16 protein-coding genes are annotated in these 16,848 nt (G+C 38.1%); 8 read left to right on the top strand and 8 right to left on the bottom strand.

What is annotated here, in order from left to right:
• Positions 1 to 52 precede the first annotated feature (52 nt).
• Positions 53 to 3,115, bottom strand: coding sequence for a serine hydrolase domain-containing protein (locus IEV57_RS10970; RefSeq protein WP_188442685.1), 3,063 nt, complete (start codon positions 3,113 to 3,115; stop codon positions 53 to 55).
• Positions 3,116 to 3,279: 164 nt separating this feature from the next.
• Between IEV57_RS10970 and IEV57_RS10965 the strand changes: the two genes are divergently transcribed.
• Genes IEV57_RS10965 through IEV57_RS10950 form a run of 4 tightly spaced genes read left to right on the top strand, consistent with a single transcriptional unit; the run spans position 3,280 to position 7,307 of the window.
• Entirely contained in the window at positions 3,280 to 3,690 is a 411-nt protein-coding gene (locus tag IEV57_RS10965; RefSeq protein WP_188442683.1) for a hypothetical protein, read from the top strand.
• Positions 3,687 to 5,570: a DNA mismatch repair endonuclease MutL gene (gene mutL, locus IEV57_RS10960; protein ID WP_188442681.1), complete on the top strand. Its 1,884-nt coding sequence runs from the start codon at positions 3,687 to 3,689 to the stop codon at positions 5,568 to 5,570. Before IEV57_RS10965 ends, mutL begins: the two co-directional genes overlap by 4 nt.
• Before the next feature lie 3 nt (positions 5,571 to 5,573).
• Complete coding sequence (locus tag IEV57_RS10955; protein ID WP_188442678.1) at positions 5,574 to 6,365, top strand: rhomboid family intramembrane serine protease; 792 nt, start codon at positions 5,574 to 5,576, stop codon at positions 6,363 to 6,365.
• A gap of 12 nt (positions 6,366 to 6,377) precedes the next feature.
• The gene (locus IEV57_RS10950; protein ID WP_188442676.1) at positions 6,378 to 7,307 is read left to right on the top strand and encodes a rhomboid family protein; all 930 of its coding nucleotides are present in this window, start codon (positions 6,378 to 6,380) and stop codon (positions 7,305 to 7,307) included.
• A gap of 3 nt (positions 7,308 to 7,310) precedes the next feature.
• On the opposite strand, the gene IEV57_RS10945 is transcribed toward IEV57_RS10950, so the two are convergent.
• Both IEV57_RS10945 and rlmN read right to left on the bottom strand, forming a co-directional pair.
• The gene (locus IEV57_RS10945) at positions 7,311 to 7,781 is read right to left on the bottom strand and encodes a hypothetical protein (protein ID WP_188442670.1); all 471 of its coding nucleotides are present in this window, start codon (positions 7,779 to 7,781) and stop codon (positions 7,311 to 7,313) included.
• Between the two features lie 109 nt (positions 7,782 to 7,890).
• On the bottom strand, positions 7,891 to 8,958 hold the full coding sequence (gene rlmN / locus IEV57_RS10940) for a dual-specificity RNA methyltransferase RlmN (RefSeq protein ID WP_188442668.1): 1,068 nt from the start codon (positions 8,956 to 8,958) through the stop codon (positions 7,891 to 7,893).
• A 217-nt stretch (positions 8,959 to 9,175) separates the two neighbouring features.
• Between rlmN and IEV57_RS10935 the strand changes: the two genes are divergently transcribed.
• Positions 9,176 to 10,195 (top strand): App1 family protein phosphatidate phosphatase, encoded by a 1,020-nt coding sequence (locus tag IEV57_RS10935; RefSeq protein WP_229744394.1) that lies wholly within the window; start codon positions 9,176 to 9,178, stop codon positions 10,193 to 10,195.
• Here IEV57_RS10935 and IEV57_RS10930 read toward each other — a convergent pair.
• The 4 genes from IEV57_RS10930 to ubiE form a co-directional block, all read right to left on the bottom strand.
• Positions 10,182 to 11,192 (bottom strand): cyanophycinase, encoded by a 1,011-nt coding sequence (locus IEV57_RS10930; RefSeq protein ID WP_188442666.1) that lies wholly within the window; start codon positions 11,190 to 11,192, stop codon positions 10,182 to 10,184. The genes IEV57_RS10935 and IEV57_RS10930 overlap by 14 nt on opposite strands.
• A gap of 25 nt (positions 11,193 to 11,217) precedes the next feature.
• Complete coding sequence (locus IEV57_RS10925) at positions 11,218 to 12,549, bottom strand: GntP family permease (protein WP_188442664.1); 1,332 nt, start codon at positions 12,547 to 12,549, stop codon at positions 11,218 to 11,220.
• A 121-nt stretch (positions 12,550 to 12,670) separates the two neighbouring features.
• Positions 12,671 to 13,438 carry a type IX secretion/gliding motility protein PorT/SprT gene (gene porT, locus IEV57_RS10920; RefSeq protein WP_188442662.1) on the bottom strand — a complete coding sequence of 256 codons (768 nt, stop codon included), beginning with the start codon at positions 13,436 to 13,438 and terminating at the stop codon, positions 12,671 to 12,673.
• Entirely contained in the window at positions 13,387 to 14,109 is a 723-nt protein-coding gene (gene ubiE / locus IEV57_RS10915; protein WP_188442660.1) for a bifunctional demethylmenaquinone methyltransferase/2-methoxy-6-polyprenyl-1,4-benzoquinol methylase UbiE, read from the bottom strand. Before ubiE ends, porT begins: the two co-directional genes overlap by 52 nt.
• A 180-nt stretch (positions 14,110 to 14,289) precedes the next feature.
• Between ubiE and yihA the strand changes: the two genes are divergently transcribed.
• From yihA to IEV57_RS10900, 3 genes are all read left to right on the top strand, one after another.
• Entirely contained in the window at positions 14,290 to 14,898 is a 609-nt protein-coding gene (gene yihA, locus IEV57_RS10910) for a ribosome biogenesis GTP-binding protein YihA/YsxC (RefSeq protein ID WP_188442658.1), read from the top strand.
• A 59-nt stretch (positions 14,899 to 14,957) separates the two neighbouring features.
• Positions 14,958 to 15,392, top strand: a complete 435-nt coding sequence (locus IEV57_RS10905; protein ID WP_188442656.1) for a DUF5606 family protein — start codon at positions 14,958 to 14,960, stop codon at positions 15,390 to 15,392.
• A gap of 79 nt (positions 15,393 to 15,471) precedes the next feature.
• On the top strand, positions 15,472 to 15,771 hold the full coding sequence (locus tag IEV57_RS10900; RefSeq protein ID WP_188442654.1) for a hypothetical protein: 300 nt from the start codon (positions 15,472 to 15,474) through the stop codon (positions 15,769 to 15,771).
• Between the two features lie 17 nt (positions 15,772 to 15,788).
• On the opposite strand, the gene fbp is transcribed toward IEV57_RS10900, so the two are convergent.
• Positions 15,789 to 16,814 carry a class 1 fructose-bisphosphatase gene (fbp, locus tag IEV57_RS10895; RefSeq protein WP_188442652.1) on the bottom strand — a complete coding sequence of 342 codons (1,026 nt, stop codon included), beginning with the start codon at positions 16,812 to 16,814 and terminating at the stop codon, positions 15,789 to 15,791.
• Positions 16,815 to 16,848 lie beyond the last annotated feature (34 nt).

Genomic DNA, 16,848 nt, shown 5'->3' with positions numbered 1-16,848 from the left:
ATAATAGTTCACTAACAACCAATGGGCTATATAATGTTCAATTTATCTAATTTTATTCCTCTGCTAATCTAGAAGGTCTCTCAGGCTTCATCATAGATCGGTAGATAACATCTTGAATTTCAGTTCGGACACCTTCCTTTAATAAAGCATTATTACTTGCATCAGGATGGACACGATTGGACAAAAACACATAGATTAAATCATTTTCAGGGTCAGCCCATACTGCTGTACCCGTGAAACCTGTATGCCCAAATGTGCTTTTTGGAGCTAAAACACCTGCTCCTCCACCTTTTCCTTTTTCAGGATCTGGCTTATCCCAACCCCAGCCTCTTCTACTTTGATTAGATTGTCTTTTTGTAAATTCTTTAATCGTCTTTTCATCCAAAAGATTGACATCCCCATATTTCCCTCCGTTGAGCATAAGCTGCATCATGACAGCAAGGTCGTTGGCAGTACCAAATAAACCCGCATGACCTGCCACGCCTCCGTACATTGCTGCTCCAGGATCATGAACAAAACCTCGAACTAGTCTTTTTCGAAACGCAACATCATCTTCTGTCGGTGCTATGTTTTCTAAGGAGATCTTCCTCAAAGGATTGAAGGTCAATGTATATAAACCCAATGGCGTATAGAAATTTTGATCCATAAATTCATCCATCGGCTGATTTGTCATTCTCTCCACAACTGCTTGCATCAAATACATCGTCAAATCCGAGTAAACATAGCTGTATCTTCTTCTGTTTGGATCAGGCTTTCTTAAATCAGACTTAATTGTCCAATTCCAAATACTATCTCTAAGACTTTGCCTACCATACATGTCATTTGAAATCGGAATATTATAATCTTCGGAAGCTGAATCTCGATAATACTCATTTTTCCAAGAACCTGCTTGTACTGTATTTACATAATAGGGAATGAAGGCAACCAATCCAGCTTCGTGAGCCATGATATCTTTCAGTAGCAAATCTCCCTTATTCGTAAGCTTCAGCTCTGGTAAATATCTTGAAATTGGCTTATCCATATCAATAATGTCTCTACTCGCCAAAAACATGACCGCTTGAGTAGTGGCCAAGACTTTGGTTATTGAAGCCAAATCATAGATAGTTTTGGTATTGACTGCTTGAGTTTTCTCATAATCGTGATAGCCGTAGGCCTTTTCAAAAACTACTTGACCATTTTTAGCAACCAAAACAACACCTCCTGGAGTTGCTTTCTTCCTAATCCCAGCTTCCATGATCTGATCTATCTCCGACAAAATCGTACTATTCATTCCCTGACTCTCAGGATAGCTGTAAGAAAGCTTTCCAAGACCTTCGAGATAACCTCCACTTCCTACTTTGATATTCTCACTGATTGATACAGGCATCATCCCTCTTGCGGCTCTCCCCCCGAATATTATCTCAGGTACAAGCCTCTGGGTAAATTCATTGTTTTCAAAAGTCAAAATATTGTGTGGCAAACCATTCAGACTTTTAGATGCATAGGCATTCCCAAAAAGTGCTACTATGACAGACTTTTCTTTGCTAAGTTCTTTAATAAAGTTGATATCTGACTGATTGATTCCAAAGCCTCGAGACGGACTATTCGTGAGACCCATTAAGCCTACAATCACCGTATTATAAGGGGCTAATTTGTCATTAATTTCTTTGATAGAATTGCCATTAACTCCTTTGTCAATATTAAAATGATCCACCTTGGCATATTTGTCAATTTTCTCTTGAAAAACTTTCCCATCTCCTCCAATAGTCAAGGAAGCGATATTTAACAAGTCTAGATTTCTCAAGGGTAAAAAACTATTTTTATTAGAAGTGACTGTTATTGAATTAGCAAATAGCCTTTCTACCAAAAGTGAAGTCTGCTTTGAATTTAATCGATCAATTAATCCGTCTATTTTAATTTTGGGAGCTTCGTTTAACCCAGCCCAATATTTGGCTTTCAAAACTTTGATTACTCTGCTATCTATTTCTTCTTGAGAGATTTTCCCCTCAGAGATGGCTTGCATGATCATCTCTTTGGCTTTAGGCACATCTTCTGAATAAAGTAAAATATCATTTCCGGCCTGCAATGCTAATAAATCTACTTCACCAGGTTTGTAATAACTACTCACACCTTTCATATTCAAAGCATCAGTAAATACCAATCCCTCAAAATTCATCTGATCTTTCAACAAATCAGTCACTACATACTTTGAAAGCGTAGTTGCTTTATTTTTTTCACTGTCTAGACTTGGGATATGCAAATGCGCCACCATCACACTCATCAAATCCTCGTCAATCAATTCTCTGTAAGGATAGAGATCAATATCAAAAATTCTATTTTGAGAATGTCTAATTACAGGGAGTGTGTAGTGAGAATCTGATTCTGTATCTCCATGACCAGGAAAATGTTTCGCATTGGCAATTACCCCATGCTCTTGCAAACCTTTCATATAAGCCATGGATTTTCTGGTAACCAAGCGCTTCTCCTCACCAAAAGCCCGGTAACCAATCACGGGATTATCTGGATTAGAATTCACATCCACTACTGGTGCGAAATTGATATGCATTCCTAGTTCAGTAAACTGTCTGGCGATTTCTTTGCCCATATCATAGATCAACTTCTCGTCAGGCAGTGCACCTAAGGTCATCGCCTTGGGGAATGTGATCACTGAGTCTAGTCTCATGTTGATACCCCATTCTGCATCCATCGCGATGAATAAGGGTGTATCAGAAATAGATTGGTAATAGTTAGTAAGATTAGCTTGTCTCACTGGCCCTCCTTGAAAAAATATCAATCCGCCAAGATTTTGCTCTTTAATTAGTTTGGCAATTTCCTCACGATGCTTGGCGTCTCGATTTGAATAAGCAGCTACCATAAAAAGTTGCCCTAGTCGCTGCTCAAAGGTTTGACTATTGAAAACAGAGTCAACCCAAGACATCTGTTTGCGGTAATCTCCCGCCATCAGAGGATCCTTTCTTTCTTTTATTGATTCTACCGAATCTTTTATAAAACTTGAGTTCCCAACTTCAATTGTATTGGCATTTGAATACATGCTGGGAAAATCCCAACCCGAAACTCCATCAGCCTGAAAAATCATAGCTAAACCTAAAAGTGTGCTCCAAACTTTTATCCGCATCCTGCTGTTTAATTTTTATTGCTTAATTTTTAAAATAACTTTGTATGAATATACATTGTATTCTGCAAACATATAGGAATTTTCCTTTGGTCTTGTATCAATTATGATAAAAGGACGTATGTCATGAATACAACGAGAAATATCAAAAAAGAATCTAATTCATTATGAAATTCCCTTCAATCTTTAGAACAGCTAAGCCAATGAGCTTCGATATCAAGCCAAGATATTACGATCCTGTGCGTGAAGAAATCGAACAACGAACTGCGAGGATCAAAAGAAATCTTCAGGCTGAAGGCGTTATAAAATCTGATGAGGAACTTTCAGAATCATTTATGCAAGATTATGGCTCCTCGATCAAGGGGGCCTTTACTCAAGGTGGCCCCATCAAAGGAAGACAATCATCACCGTTGACTTCTGCTGGATTCTTGCGATTTGTGATATTTTTACTCTTAATTGGAGGGTCCTTTGGATATATATTTTATGGCCCAATTGTTCTTTATGGCATACTCTACCTCACTGGAGGTGGATTTCTTTTTGGACTATTTTTAAGATTGAAAAGAAAACGAAGCCGATGAATGATATCATACAACTTCTTCCCGATGCAATTGCCAATCAGATTGCGGCTGGTGAAGTAGTTCAGCGTCCAGCATCTGCTTTGAAAGAAATGCTCGAAAATGCGGTGGATGCAGGTGCCACACAAGTTCAAGTGGTCGTCAAAGATGCTGGAAAGGCCTTGATGCTCGTCATTGACAATGGAAAAGGAATGACTTTGACTGATGCACGTATGTGCTTCGAAAGACACGCCACTTCCAAAATCAGAACTTCCGCAGACCTTTTTGCCATCCGTACTTTTGGATTTCGAGGAGAGGCTATGGCTTCTATTGCCGCAGTATCTCAAGTAGAGATGAAAACCAGGCAAGAAGATGACGAATTAGGAACCTTAATTCAAATTGAAGGGTCTGAGTTTAAGAAACAAGAACCTATTTCATGTCCTCAAGGAACTTCTATTGCTGTTAAAAACCTGTTTTTTAATGTACCTGCTCGCAGAAATTTTCTCAAATCCAATGCGGTAGAAATGAAACATCTCGTAGATGAGTTTCAGAGAGTAGCTCTCTCCTATCCTGAAATTGGATTTAAGTTTACTCAAAATGACATGGAGCTTTTCAACTTAGTCCCAGGAAAATTGAGTCAGAGAATCGTGGGGATTTTTGGCAAAAACTATCAAGGACAACTAGTCACTTGTCAAGAAGAGACACCTCACTTGAACATAAAAGGCTATATCGGAAAGCCAGAAAATGCAAAGAAGACTAGAGGAGAACAGTATTTCTTTGTCAACAATAGATTTATCAGAAGCAATTATCTTCATCATGCTGTTTCGAACGCATATGAAGGATTGATGCCCTCGGACATGCAGCCTTTCTATGTGTTATTTTTAGAAATTGATCCTTCACACATTGATATCAATGTACATCCAACCAAAACAGAAATTAAATTCGATGATGAACGTACTGTCTATGCCGTAATTCGATCAGCCGTAAAGCAGTCCTTAGGAGCACACAACGTGGTTCCTGCTTTGGACTTCAATATGGATGTGAACTTCACTGAAAATTGGAAAAATGACGAAGTTAGGAAAAGTGATGTACGATTAGAAAACACATATAAACCCGATGATTTGGGGAAGGAAAACAGTTATAAAAATTTCCAGACTCCAAGTTTCAGAAAGCAGGATGTATCCGGATGGGAGAGACTATTCGAAGGAGGAGAAAAGATAATCACCCCTGACTTCGATCAAAAAGACGCGTTGGATTCCTCTTCGGACTTTCTTACTTTCTCATCCAAAGCCAATGATTCGAATCAAAGAGAGAATATCTTTCCGATAGAACAAGAAAATACAGGAACCACCTTCCAAGTAGAACTGAGCTACATTATCGCCCAAATGTCTTCTGGCTTATTGATCTTAGATCAGCAGGCTACCCACGAGAGAATCCTCTACGAGCGCTATTTGAAGCAATTGAAAAATGCAGCTGGAATTTCGCAGCAGTGTCTTTTTCCTCAGCACATTCAACTCAGCCAATCAGATTTTGCGCTTGTGATGGATATCAAAGAAGAATTGAACAGCTTGGGCTTTGTAATTGTTGAATTTGGGAAAGAGACAATTCTCATTCAAGGTGTTCCCGCCGATATTCAAGTTACCAATGAAAAAGCACTCTTTGAAGGCTTATTAGAGCAATTTAAGCATTTCAAATCTGAGCTTTCCTTAGATAACCGTGAAAACCTTGCAAGATCTTTGGCAAAAAAATCTGCTATAAAAAAAGGAGCGCGACTAGATTCTACAGAAATGGAAACTTTGGTTGGCCAATTATTTGCCTGTCAAAATCCAAATTACGGACTTGGTGGGAACAAAACCTTTGTCAAACTTGATTTACATAAAATACACGCTTTTTTCAACCGATAAGCCATGTTTAGAAACTTAACACCTGTTGTTAAAAATTTACTCTTGATCAATATAGCCATGTTTGTCGTGGCAAGTTATTTGATGCCTCAGTTGGAGCGTGTTTTCGCGCTTTATTTTGTACAAAGTAGCTTTTTCCTTCCTACTCAATTTGTAACATACATGTTCATGCATGCCAACGGATGGCATTTATTTAGTAATATGTTTGGGTTGTTTATTTTCGGACCTCTTCTCGAACAGTTTTTGGGACCGAAAAAACTCCTCATACTTTGGATGGTTTGTGGAGTTGGTAGTGGTCTTTTATATTCAGGTTATAATGCCTACAAAATCAATCAGCTTGATAACAAGATTGAAGCTTTCTACGAAAATCCTAGCCCCGAAAAGTTCAATGATTTTGTAAGTGAAAATCGTCATTTATTCAAGCCAGGTGTTTTTGATTTTATTGATGAATACAGTAAAAATCCAGAGAATCCTTCGCTGATTCAAAGAGCTAAGGAAAACTTTATGGGAATTAGAGATTTTCAAATCAACATCCCCATGGTTGGGGCTTCGGGGGCTTTATTTGGGATTTTAATTGCTTTTGGTATGTTTTTTCCAAACACCGAGTTACTTTTATTGTTTCCTCCTATGCCGGTCAAAGCCAAATATTTGATTTTATTTTACGGATTATATACCATTTACAATGTGATTGTAAATAATCCCACAGATAATGTAGCTCATTTTGCTCACTTAAGTGGCTTAGTAATTGGGGCAGGTTTGGTATATTATTGGAAAAAAGGCAGAAACAATTTTTATTAAAATCTATAAACTATGTACGGAGGATTTTGGGATAACCTTAGAAATGCATTTAAGTACAATAACAATAGCCTATATAAGCTTATTGCAATCAATCTTTTGGCCTTTGCTGGGATCTTAGTTGCAAGAATTATCCTCAGCTTTGCTGGAGCAGCTGACCTTTACAAATTATTGTTGGGTTATTTAATGATGCCAGCTGATTTAGGTACATTCATACTTCAGCCTTGGTCCATTCTGACCTACATGTTTTTGCACGAGGGAATATTTCATATTCTTTTTAATATGATATTCTTATACTGGTTTGGTATGTTGGTCAACGAATACCTAGGCAGCAGAAAATTGGCAAACCTTTATATTTTAGGTGGAATCGCTGGGGCTGTGTTTTACGTTTTGATGTACAACATCTCACCGCTTTTCACCGACGTTGTTTCTGCCTCAAAAATGCTCGGAGCGAGTGCAGGCGTGTATGCCATTGTTATTGGTGCTGCGACTTTAGCACCCAATACAACATTCCGCCTTCTTCTTTTGGGGGATGTAAAGATCAAATATATTGCGATTTTCTATGTAGTGATTGCTTTTGCTAATTCTGCAGGTAGCAACGCTGGTGGTGAATTGGCACATCTTGGAGGAGCAGCGATGGGTTTTTTCTATATCTTACAATTGAGAAATGGATCCGACTGGGGGAGACCTGTTCAGGCTGTTGGGCAGTTTTTTGAATCTTTATTTTCCGCCAAGAATAAGATCAAAGTGACCTATAAAAAGAAGAGTTACTCAGAAGAAAAAACAACAAAATCTACCACTTCAAGCACTTCAGCGTCGTACCCAAAGTCTGCTGATGCTACACAAGAAGAAATCGATCAAATCTTGGATAAGATAGCCGATAAAGGCTATGAAGCACTCAGCAAGGAAGAGAAAAGAAAACTTTTTGAATTCAGTAAGAAATAAGCTTTAATTCAAATTCAGCACCGCGCCAACCCTCAATACTGGCCAACGGGTATTTTGACTTTGCATTTTGAATTCAGTAATGAAACCAAATTGTTCTGTTGCTTTGATGAATGCACCTGCACCGAAATTACCTCCTGGTCTTGTTTGTAATAGTCCAGCATCGCCAGGCTGCGTATTGATCCAATAATTACTGTATCCTACCAATAGATAAACTTGAGAAACTCCTTCGGTAAGGTAGTATTTCAAATCCATATTTAAATTGAAAGAATTTCCGATTTCGGGAAACCAAACAGTAAAAGATGGAGCTAAAGAGAACTTATCTACGAAAAAATATTCAGCACCTAAGAAAGTTCCCAATTCCTTGATTGTCAAGCGATAGTCCCCACCTGCCATCACCCTCGCCTCTCCTTGTTGTTGTGCTTGGAGTGATACTACCAAAAATGAGAAACACAAAATCAATACTATTTTTTTCATAGGAGCTAAAATTAAAATCCTCAGTAAAACCTAAATTTTTGATAAATTAATAGGCTTAACTGAGGATTCAAAATATGAAGCGGAATTCTTATTTTTTTGAACCTTATATTTACTCTGAGCCCAATTCTCCTACTTCATTTTTATTGGCCAATTGACCACATGCAGCATCGATATCTTGGCCTCTTGATTTTCTCACTTTGGCGATGATTCCTTGATTTTCTAAAATCCTCACATACATTTCTACGGCTTCTTGTGACGCTTGTCTAAATTCCCCTTCATCAATTGGATTGTATTGAATGATGTTGACTTTGGAAGGGATGATTTTACAAAATTTAGCTAAGGCTCGAGCATGAGTTTCATCATCATTGATTCCGTCCCAGATGACATATTCATAAGTTACTTTTCGCTTGGTCTTTTCATACCAATACTTCAAAGAATCTGCTAAATCCTCTACAGGGTTGACATTATTGATTGGCATCAACCTGCTTCGCGTTTCATTGATCGCAGAGTGAAGAGATATAGCAAGGTTAAATCTCACCCCATCATCAGCCATCTTTTTGATCATCTTGGGAATACCCACCGTAGAGAGTGTGATTCTCCTGGGGGCCATTCCGAGTCCTTCAGGAGATGTGATTTTATCAATCGCCTCTATGACATTGTTGTAATTCAAAAGCGGTTCTCCCATGCCCATGAAAACAATATTCGTCAGAGGCCTTTTAAAATACGTCTCTGCTTCATCTTTGATCGCTACTACCTGATCGTAAATCTCATCCGGATTTAGATTTCGCATTCTTTTCAATCGCGCTGTTGCACAGAAATTACAATCCAAGCTGCAGCCCACTTGCGAAGAAACACAAGCGGTAATTCTTTTAGAGGTAGGAATAAGTACAGATTCCACGATTTTGCTATCATATAACTTAACTGCATTTTTGATCGTCCCATCAGATGAATGCTGCATCAGATCCACAAGGATGTGGTTGATCGCAAAGTTGTCCTTTAGCATTTCTCTAGTTTCTTTGGAGATATTAGTCATATCATCAAAGTTTTTTAGAGATTTGTGCCATAGCCATTCGTAAACCTGCTTGGCGCGAAACTTTTTATCTCCCTTGCTAACAAAAAATTCTTCCAATTGGGCTAAAGTCAGTTTTCTGATATCTTGTTTTGCCGTACTTTCCATCCTGCAAAGGTAAGTAAATTAGGGCTGTTAAAAGTTCAAGAAGGAAAAATCTTAGAATTAGCATTGTTCTCTATAATTCTCTAGTTTTAAATCTCACCAAAAATTACCTCCTATCAAACGTCACATTCTTTTAGTTCTCTATTCTGTCAAACTCCTGCTCTCCAAGATCAAACTCCGAATTGGGATTGCTCTAGGTCTGGTAAAATCCATCCTGATAATGCCCTATATTGGTTTTGGAAATGAAAAAGAAGTTTATTTGCTGGGAAGAGTTCTCCGAAATAGAGAAGTCGGATACGCAACAATAGACGATAGTCGCTTCAAGAATTTCAAGAAAATGTACAAGCGATTTATGACTTGGGAAATTCCAAATATCAGAATTACGGCAAGTTTTGAAGGTAAACAATGGACGACGATGACTGATGAAGAAGGATACTTTGAGTTTCAGATTAAAGAATATTCTTTCCCAAAAACAGATCACTCTTGGAGAGTCTTTGACCTTGAACTTGTAGATCAAGTTTTGCCAAAACAGGGAATGGTGAAAACTGAAGCCAATATTTTTATCCCTACCAAGCTCGTAGAATATGGAATTATCTCAGATGTAGATGATACCATCGTTCCGACAGGAGCTACAAGATTTTGGGAAATGATCAAAACCACCTTTCTTGGGAACGCATATTCAAGAATCCCTTTTCCAGGAGTAGCTGCATTCTATCAAGCATTAGCAAAAGGAACTGATGGAAAAGAAAACAACCCTTTGTTCTATGTCTCTAGTAGCCCGTGGAATTTATATGATTTTTTGCTGGAATTATTGGTGGTACACCAAATTCCAAAAGGACCACTGATGCTTCGGGATTTGGGTTTATCGAGAGATCAATTTATTGCAGGAAGCCACTTCGATCATAAGCTCAATCAAGTAGAAAAGATTTTTAGGCTAGTTCCAGATATTCCATTTATTCTAATCGGTGACTCAGGACAGTATGATCCTGAAATTTACTTAGAAGTCATCAAAGATTTCCCAGGACGAGTCAAGCGAATTTACATTCGACATGTCGCCGAAAAAAGAAAAGAAGAGGTTCTCCAAATTCAAACTACCATGCTTCAACTTGGTGTGCAGATGCTTTTAGTTTCCGACACCGTTGAAGCTGCGGAAGATGCACTTGCTCAAAGATGGATTAGAGAAGTTGATGTGCAAAAAATTATTGAAGAGAAAAGCGAATCTGAAATCAAAAATCCCTAACTCCCAACTCTCCTTGCTGAACAAACCAATAATTAGTCCAGTCAAACTCCCAATTCATCAAATTCAGGTTTGATAAATTGATAGATGCATTTGCCCTGAATACTTTTACTGCTGATTCATTCAAGTCCCAGGTTAGGGGAACACCTTGGGAGAGAATCTCAGGAGCCATACCAGATTGCTCCAAAAAATAGGCGTTATTTTGACCCACTATTTGAATTCCCCCATTGGAATCGATCAATACTGCGGTCTTTTCATCTACTGCGATTGCTCTAATAGGAAAAGTCGATTCAGCACTGATTCTAGCCATGAAAGCGATTAAACGTCCCTCCCTATTTCTTTGCGAAAAATGCTGATCAGTAATCACATTTTGAAGTAATGGATGATTGATCAAACTCGATTCCCTTACAGTAAGCTTTGTATCAAATGGATTTCCCAAGGCCTCTGTGCTGAGCACGCTTCCATTCTCACCGGTATAGACATACTCTCCCATGATGGCACATCCTGCACTTGTTCCACCGATTGGGATTTTCTTTTCATGAATCAAATACTGAAGCGCTTCCTCGACTTTGGTTCCTTCCCAATATTTGAGATAATTGGACTGATCACCACCAGCGATAAAGACTCCCTCAGCATTTTTTAAGGTCTCAAAAACCCGAATATCGTTAGCAGCTTCCAAAGATGTGATCTTTAACGTTTCTACAGAGTTGGCATTACCTAATCCTAAAATATAGTTATTGTAAGCATCTGCCCCTGAGACTCGGATCACAACTATATCCCCTCCACCTGATTTTTCGATCATCCAACTGAATGCTTGGTCTACATCCGTACTTCCGCCCATCAAGATCACTCCTGTTTCTGAGCTTGTCTGAACATCTTCCTGATTACCAACTCTACCTAAAGAAAATGGATTGTTATCTTGATTTGGTGGTATTGGAGCTGTAAACTCTTCACTTCCATAACTTAAGAGTACTGAGGCAATTAATGATAGAAATATCATAATATAAGGTTTTATTGTTTTCACATTAGATTAAAATAAAGTGCAAAAATAACACCATCAATAATGCGGTCAGCCCCATCAAACCTGTCAAACTTGTATAGTATTTCAAGGCTTCTTTTACCGAAAGTCCCGAAAACTCCTTCACAATCCAAAAATAACTGTCATTTGCATGGGACACAGTCATTGCTCCAGCACCAATCGCAGCAATGAAAAGAGCAGATTGAGTTGAGCTTACCACCAAACTAGCAGGAACAATACTTAGAAATATTGAAGCGCTGATCACCATTGCAGAAGTACTAGAGCCTTGTGCTGTTTTAAAAAATGCTGCCATACTAAATGCAATCAAAATCCAGAAAAGACCATTTTCAGAACTTAGCAATGATCCTTGAATCAGCTCTTCCAAGCCTAAGCCTTTCAGAACAGCACCAAACCCCGCTCCTGCTCCTGTCAAAACCAAAATTGGCCCAGCTGTTAAAATCCCTTTTTCAAAAGATGCTTTTACCAAAAATTGCCCATCAGTAGGGTTTCTTAATTTTAGAAAGCCGATACCCATCCCAACTGAGATGGCGATAATGGGATGTCCAAGAATACCCAAAGCGCTTATAATACTTTCATTCTGAAAAAACTGCTCCAAATTACCCAAAGTAATCAAAAGCAAAGGGATGACAATCGTAGCTACAGACCAAAAAACGGAGGTGTTCTGATAGAATTCAGTAGGTTGGTCAGGTGTGTTTTCAATTGATTCAACCTGAGTTACCTTCAATTTTCTTGCCCACCAAGCTGTCACCAAAATCACAGGAATCAAAACTGCTAGTCCTATGATTAAAACTTTTCCCAAATAAGACCCCATCCCCATCAACCCTGCGACTGCTAGAGGACCTGGCGTAGGTGGAATCAAAATATGTGTTGCATAAAGTCCACCAGCCAATGAAATACTGAAAAGGAGCGGTGAAAACCCAGAAGTCTTTGCTAAATTTTTTCCGATAGGGTTCAAAAGAATAAACCCAGAATCACAGAATACGGGAATACCAACTACAGACCCCAAAAATGTGGTACTCAAGGCAGGAAAACGCTTACCTATTCCATTCCAGAGAAAATTTGCAATGCTTATCGCTGCGCGACTTTGATCAAGTAAAATCCCAAATATGCTTCCTAGAATGATTACCATTCCCACTTGCCCTATCAAAGCTCCAAAGCCAGCAGTGAAAACTTCAAGACTGTCCAAAAAACCCAAACCACCAGTAACGCCAACATATATCGCAGCAAAAAACAAAGCAATCAAAGGGTGGATTTTGAATTTTGAAGTACTCAAAACAATCCACAGAATGGCTAGTAAAATATGTAGGAGTATCCACATGTTTTGAAAGTAGGTGCTATTTACAATATATCCAACTTATTCATACAAGCTCTTTGAAATAGCACAAAAAAAGCCTAACCGATTGATTAGACTATAAGATTCTAGCGCTTAGAAAAGCAACTCATTGAAAATTAAGGTATAATGTAATACTTTTTCTTCTTAATGACTGTATAGAACTTGCATATGCAGGATCTGTTGCCTCGGGTCTATACATGTCCAGTAAACCGTGAGAAAATCTCACTTCAGGTGAAAATTTAAAGTATTTGAAATACATGTCAAATCCAAGTCCGAGATCAATTGTAAAATCTCTTCCCAAAGTAGCAATCGACTCTATATCAGCCTCCTCTTGGTCTTTTGTGCGAAACATAGCCGAACCTCCCGCTGTAAAAAACATTCTTGAGTTATTAAATCGTTGCGCTTTGTATTTAAAAAACAATGGAAATTCTACCATCGTAGCTTCATTTATCACTGTTTCTGTTGTGTAAAAATTGGTTTCGTTGATTTCCGCATCAGGAACACCACTAAAAGTATTGATATCAGTTCTGAATTCATAAAAAGCAACCTTCGGTGTAAACACAAGATTCAATTGATCATGAATTCTTACGGTCGCCAAAAACCCTAGAGAAAACCCAGGTGTAAAGACAGGCATGATGCTTTGAAGGTTTGGGTCAGAGAGAAACTCTTCGGTATATTTTAATCTCCAAGAATTGGTGTGAGTAGCCAGGAAAAACCCGTAAGAAATAAATTTATCATCTTGTCCAGACTGACTGATCTCATTGAATCTTGCCTGAGCAAAAACCGAACTGAATGAAACAAGAAGTGTAAGACTTAAAAGAATTACTTTTCTCCAATGTAAATTGAGCTGATACCGAATGTCAGTGGTTTGCATTTTGTGTTTTTAAAGCCTACTTTTTCCAAAACGTTTAGGAAATCTTCTCCGTCAGGAAAAGCTTGTACCGATTCAGGCAAATATGTGTACGCTGAATTATCCTTAGAAACGAGTTTGCCAATTTGAGGCAAAATATATTTGAAATAAAAGTTATATCCTTGTTTCATTGGGAATTTTTTTGGCTTGGAAAATTCCACGATTACTGTTTTACCTCCAGGCTTCAAAACTCTATACATGTCTGCAAGACCCTTTTCAAGATTCTCAAAGTTTCTAACACCAAAAGAAACGATGACAGCATCAAAATTATTATCCTCGAAAAGCAGCTTTTCTGAATCACCCATTTGCATGTCGATGATATGATCAAGCTTACGCTTTTTCATTTTCTTCTTCCCTTCTTCCAACATTCCCGAAGAAATATCTACACCGATGATTTTGTCAGGATTGAGCGCAAGGGCTTCAATTGCGAAATCTCCAGTTCCTGTCGCGATATCTAAAATGAACTTTGGCTTATCGGGCTGCAATAACTTGATAGCCTTTTTTCTCCAAATGATATCAATGCCCAAGCTCAAAAGATGGTTCAAGAAATCATATTTCTTACTGATGTTGTTAAACATCTCTGCTACTTGCTCTTTTTTACCCGAGTCTTTTTCTTTGTATGGTACTACTGACATGAATTCAATTATTTGGAGTTACAATATTACTAAGTAAACCTGAGCAATCGAAAAATGTTGAACATTAATGCATAAAGTTACCTTGATTTGTAAGCTTTCGAATACAGGAAAAAGGAAGTATCAATTGGCAAATCAGAAAATTTAGTAGGAAAGGATTACCTTTGTACAAAAATTAACATCATGATCAAAAATGCAACCTTTTTAATTAGCAATACAGACCACAATAAGTGCCCTGTTCCGGACAAAGCTGAATTTGCTTTTATTGGTAGGTCTAATGTTGGCAAAAGCTCGTTGATCAATATGCTTGCTAATAACAAAAATCTTGCGAAAACTTCTGGAAAACCTGGAAAAACACAGTTAATCAATCATTTTGTTGTGGACAACAAATGGTATATGGTGGATTTGCCGGGTTATGGATTTGCTAAAGTAAGCAAGAGTCTGAAAGCTGATTGGGAAGGCATGATCAAAGACTATTTGGTCAATAGAGAGAATCTCGTGGCTCTTTTTGTACTTATAGACAGTAGGCTTGAACCACAGAAAATCGACTTGGAATTCATTACTTGGTGCGGGGAGAGTGATATTCCTATTGTCCTGCTCTTCACCAAAGCTGACAAACAATCAAAACCTAAAACTCAGTCTACAGTAGCGAAATTCATTAAGGCTTCAAAAGCTATTTTTGAAGAAGCTCCCTTATATTTTGTCACTTCTGCCACTTCGGGAGATGGGAAAAATGAGGTCGTAACATTTATTGAAGAGCAAGTAGAAGAATATCGAGGCCAAACAAACTAGGGCTTGGGCTTTTGAAGCGAAGTTCTATATTTGCAAACTTATTTTAAGAAAACGTGACTATGAAATTTAACGAAATAGCGACAGTATCAGGCAAAGCAGGCCTTTATAAGATTTTGAAACCTACGCGTAGCGGAGTGATTTTAGAGTCTATGGATGATAAAAAAGGGAAATTGGTAGTTGGTGCAAACCAACGAGTGTCTGTTTTGAGTGAAATCTCTATTTACACCATGACAGAAGAAGGCGCTTCTCCACTTGAAGATATAATGATTAAAATTGAGGCTGAGTTCAAAGGAGACCTTGGCTTAGACAGCACAGCTGACGGGGATGAATTAAAGGCTTTTTTAAAGCATGTCCTCCCTGAATTTGACGAAGACAAGGTTTATCCTTCTGATATCAAAAAGTTAGTGTCTTGGTATAAAATCATAAGAAATTATGCTCCTGAAGTACTAGAAGAGCAAACAGAAGAGCAAAGCGAAGAAGAAAAAGAAGCTTAAAAAGCTCTTTTTAACCATAAAAAAACTCGCAGTTTGTAAATCTACATCTGCGAGTTTTTTGTTTCATAATTCATGATGTATGGAAAATCAATTTATACAAGAGACTTTTCAATTGATCAAAAAAGACTTTGAAATTGAGTCAAAGAATGACGTAGATGCAGAAGAGCAGCTTTTAGCCCTCCTTACCCCAATCATTCATCAAATGCTAAATCGGGACTTCGAAAGATTACTTCAAATCTGCTACAGGATCGATTTGGGTGAACAGCGTCTCAAAGAGATTCTTCATCATGCTGATCCAGAAAGCATGTCGAAAGAATTGGCACAAGCTATTATCCAGAGACAAATGAAGAAGATCGAAATCCGAAGAAGATATTCTTAATTATGCATTAGACTTTCTTATACTTTTTCTTTTGCCAAAAAGCCCATTGCTTCTTTTACCATAATATTTGACCCGATATAAAGCGGAGTCCTTTGATGTAAAGACGTGGGTTGGATATCCAAAATTCTATTTTCTCCATCGGTAGCAGATGCTCCTGACTGTTCCGCGATAAATGCCAGCGCATTGGCTTCATAAAGTAATCTAAGTTTCCCGTTAGGGTTTTTAGGATTTGCTGGATAGATGTAAATTCCACCCTTTAGAAGATTTCTATGGAAATCAGCTACCAAACTCCCGATATATCTTGCGCTGTACTCTCTTTCTTTACAAACTTTTAGATAATTCTTCAGCCCTTGATCAAATTGATTGTATCCACCTTCATTGATACTGAATATTTTCCCATCAGCAGGAGCTTTCATATCTGGATGAGACAGAAAAAACTCACCTAATGATTGCTCGTAAGTAAAGCCATTGACACCACAACCTGTCGTGTAAACCAACATCGTCGAAGAACCATAAAGCACATATCCCGCGGCTACTTGTTTGTTACCAGGCTGCATGATATCCTCTAATTGGATAGGGCTGCCGATTGGCGTCACTCTTCTATAAATTGAAAATATGGTTCCGATGGAAATGTTAACATCAATATTTGACGAGCCATCTAGTGGATCAATTGCGACAACATATTTTCCAGAGCTGTTTTGAAGATCTATGACTTCATCATCTTCTTCTGATACAATTGCACAAACTTCTCCTCCCTTTGTCAGTGCTCTTGTAAAACGAATGTTTGCAATAACATCTAACTTTTGCTGTTCTTCTCCTTGTACGTTGGTTTGCCCGAAGGCTCCGCCAATATTAGCAAGACCAGCTCGATTGGTCTCTCGATTTACTATCTTTGTGGCTAGAGCGATATCACGTAGCAATTGTGACAACTCTCCAGAAGCATAGGTGAAATCATCTTGTTTCTTTTTGATAAATCTGTCTAAAGTCTCTCCAACCGAATAGGCAATCGACGACTCGTTGTGAATATAGGGCTTAATTTTCATATCTTAGAAAAGTACAAATTATAAATTGAACAAT

Source organism: Belliella aquatica (assembly GCF_014637795.1).
Lineage (GTDB): Bacteria > Bacteroidota > Bacteroidia > Cytophagales > Cyclobacteriaceae > Belliella > Belliella aquatica.
This window is presented reverse-complemented; position numbering and strand designations above follow the sequence as displayed.

Coding starts and splice junctions, on each gene's coding strand:
- mutL (WP_188442681.1), top strand. CDS start 3,687: ATGAATGATATCATACAACTTCTTCCCGATGCAATTGCCAATCAGATT.
- IEV57_RS10900 (WP_188442654.1), top strand. CDS start 15,472: ATGGAAAATCAATTTATACAAGAGACTTTTCAATTGATCAAAAAAGAC.
- IEV57_RS10955 (WP_188442678.1), top strand. CDS start 5,574: ATGTTTAGAAACTTAACACCTGTTGTTAAAAATTTACTCTTGATCAAT.
- IEV57_RS10970 (WP_188442685.1), bottom strand. CDS start 3,115: ATGCGGATAAAAGTTTGGAGCACACTTTTAGGTTTAGCTATGATTTTT.
- ubiE (WP_188442660.1), bottom strand. CDS start 14,109: ATGTCAGTAGTACCATACAAAGAAAAAGACTCGGGTAAAAAAGAGCAA.
- IEV57_RS10905 (WP_188442656.1), top strand. CDS start 14,958: ATGAAATTTAACGAAATAGCGACAGTATCAGGCAAAGCAGGCCTTTAT.
- IEV57_RS10945 (WP_188442670.1), bottom strand. CDS start 7,781: ATGAAAAAAATAGTATTGATTTTGTGTTTCTCATTTTTGGTAGTATCA.
- rlmN (WP_188442668.1), bottom strand. CDS start 8,958: ATGGAAAGTACGGCAAAACAAGATATCAGAAAACTGACTTTAGCCCAA.
- fbp (WP_188442652.1), bottom strand. CDS start 16,814: ATGAAAATTAAGCCCTATATTCACAACGAGTCGTCGATTGCCTATTCG.
- porT (WP_188442662.1), bottom strand. CDS start 13,438: ATGCAAACCACTGACATTCGGTATCAGCTCAATTTACATTGGAGAAAA.
- IEV57_RS10930 (WP_188442666.1), bottom strand. CDS start 11,192: ATGATATTTCTATCATTAATTGCCTCAGTACTCTTAAGTTATGGAAGT.
- yihA (WP_188442658.1), top strand. CDS start 14,290: ATGATCAAAAATGCAACCTTTTTAATTAGCAATACAGACCACAATAAG.
- IEV57_RS10965 (WP_188442683.1), top strand. CDS start 3,280: ATGAAATTCCCTTCAATCTTTAGAACAGCTAAGCCAATGAGCTTCGAT.
- IEV57_RS10925 (WP_188442664.1), bottom strand. CDS start 12,549: ATGTGGATACTCCTACATATTTTACTAGCCATTCTGTGGATTGTTTTG.
- IEV57_RS10935 (WP_229744394.1), top strand. CDS start 9,176: ATGCCCTATATTGGTTTTGGAAATGAAAAAGAAGTTTATTTGCTGGGA.
- IEV57_RS10950 (WP_188442676.1), top strand. CDS start 6,378: ATGTACGGAGGATTTTGGGATAACCTTAGAAATGCATTTAAGTACAAT.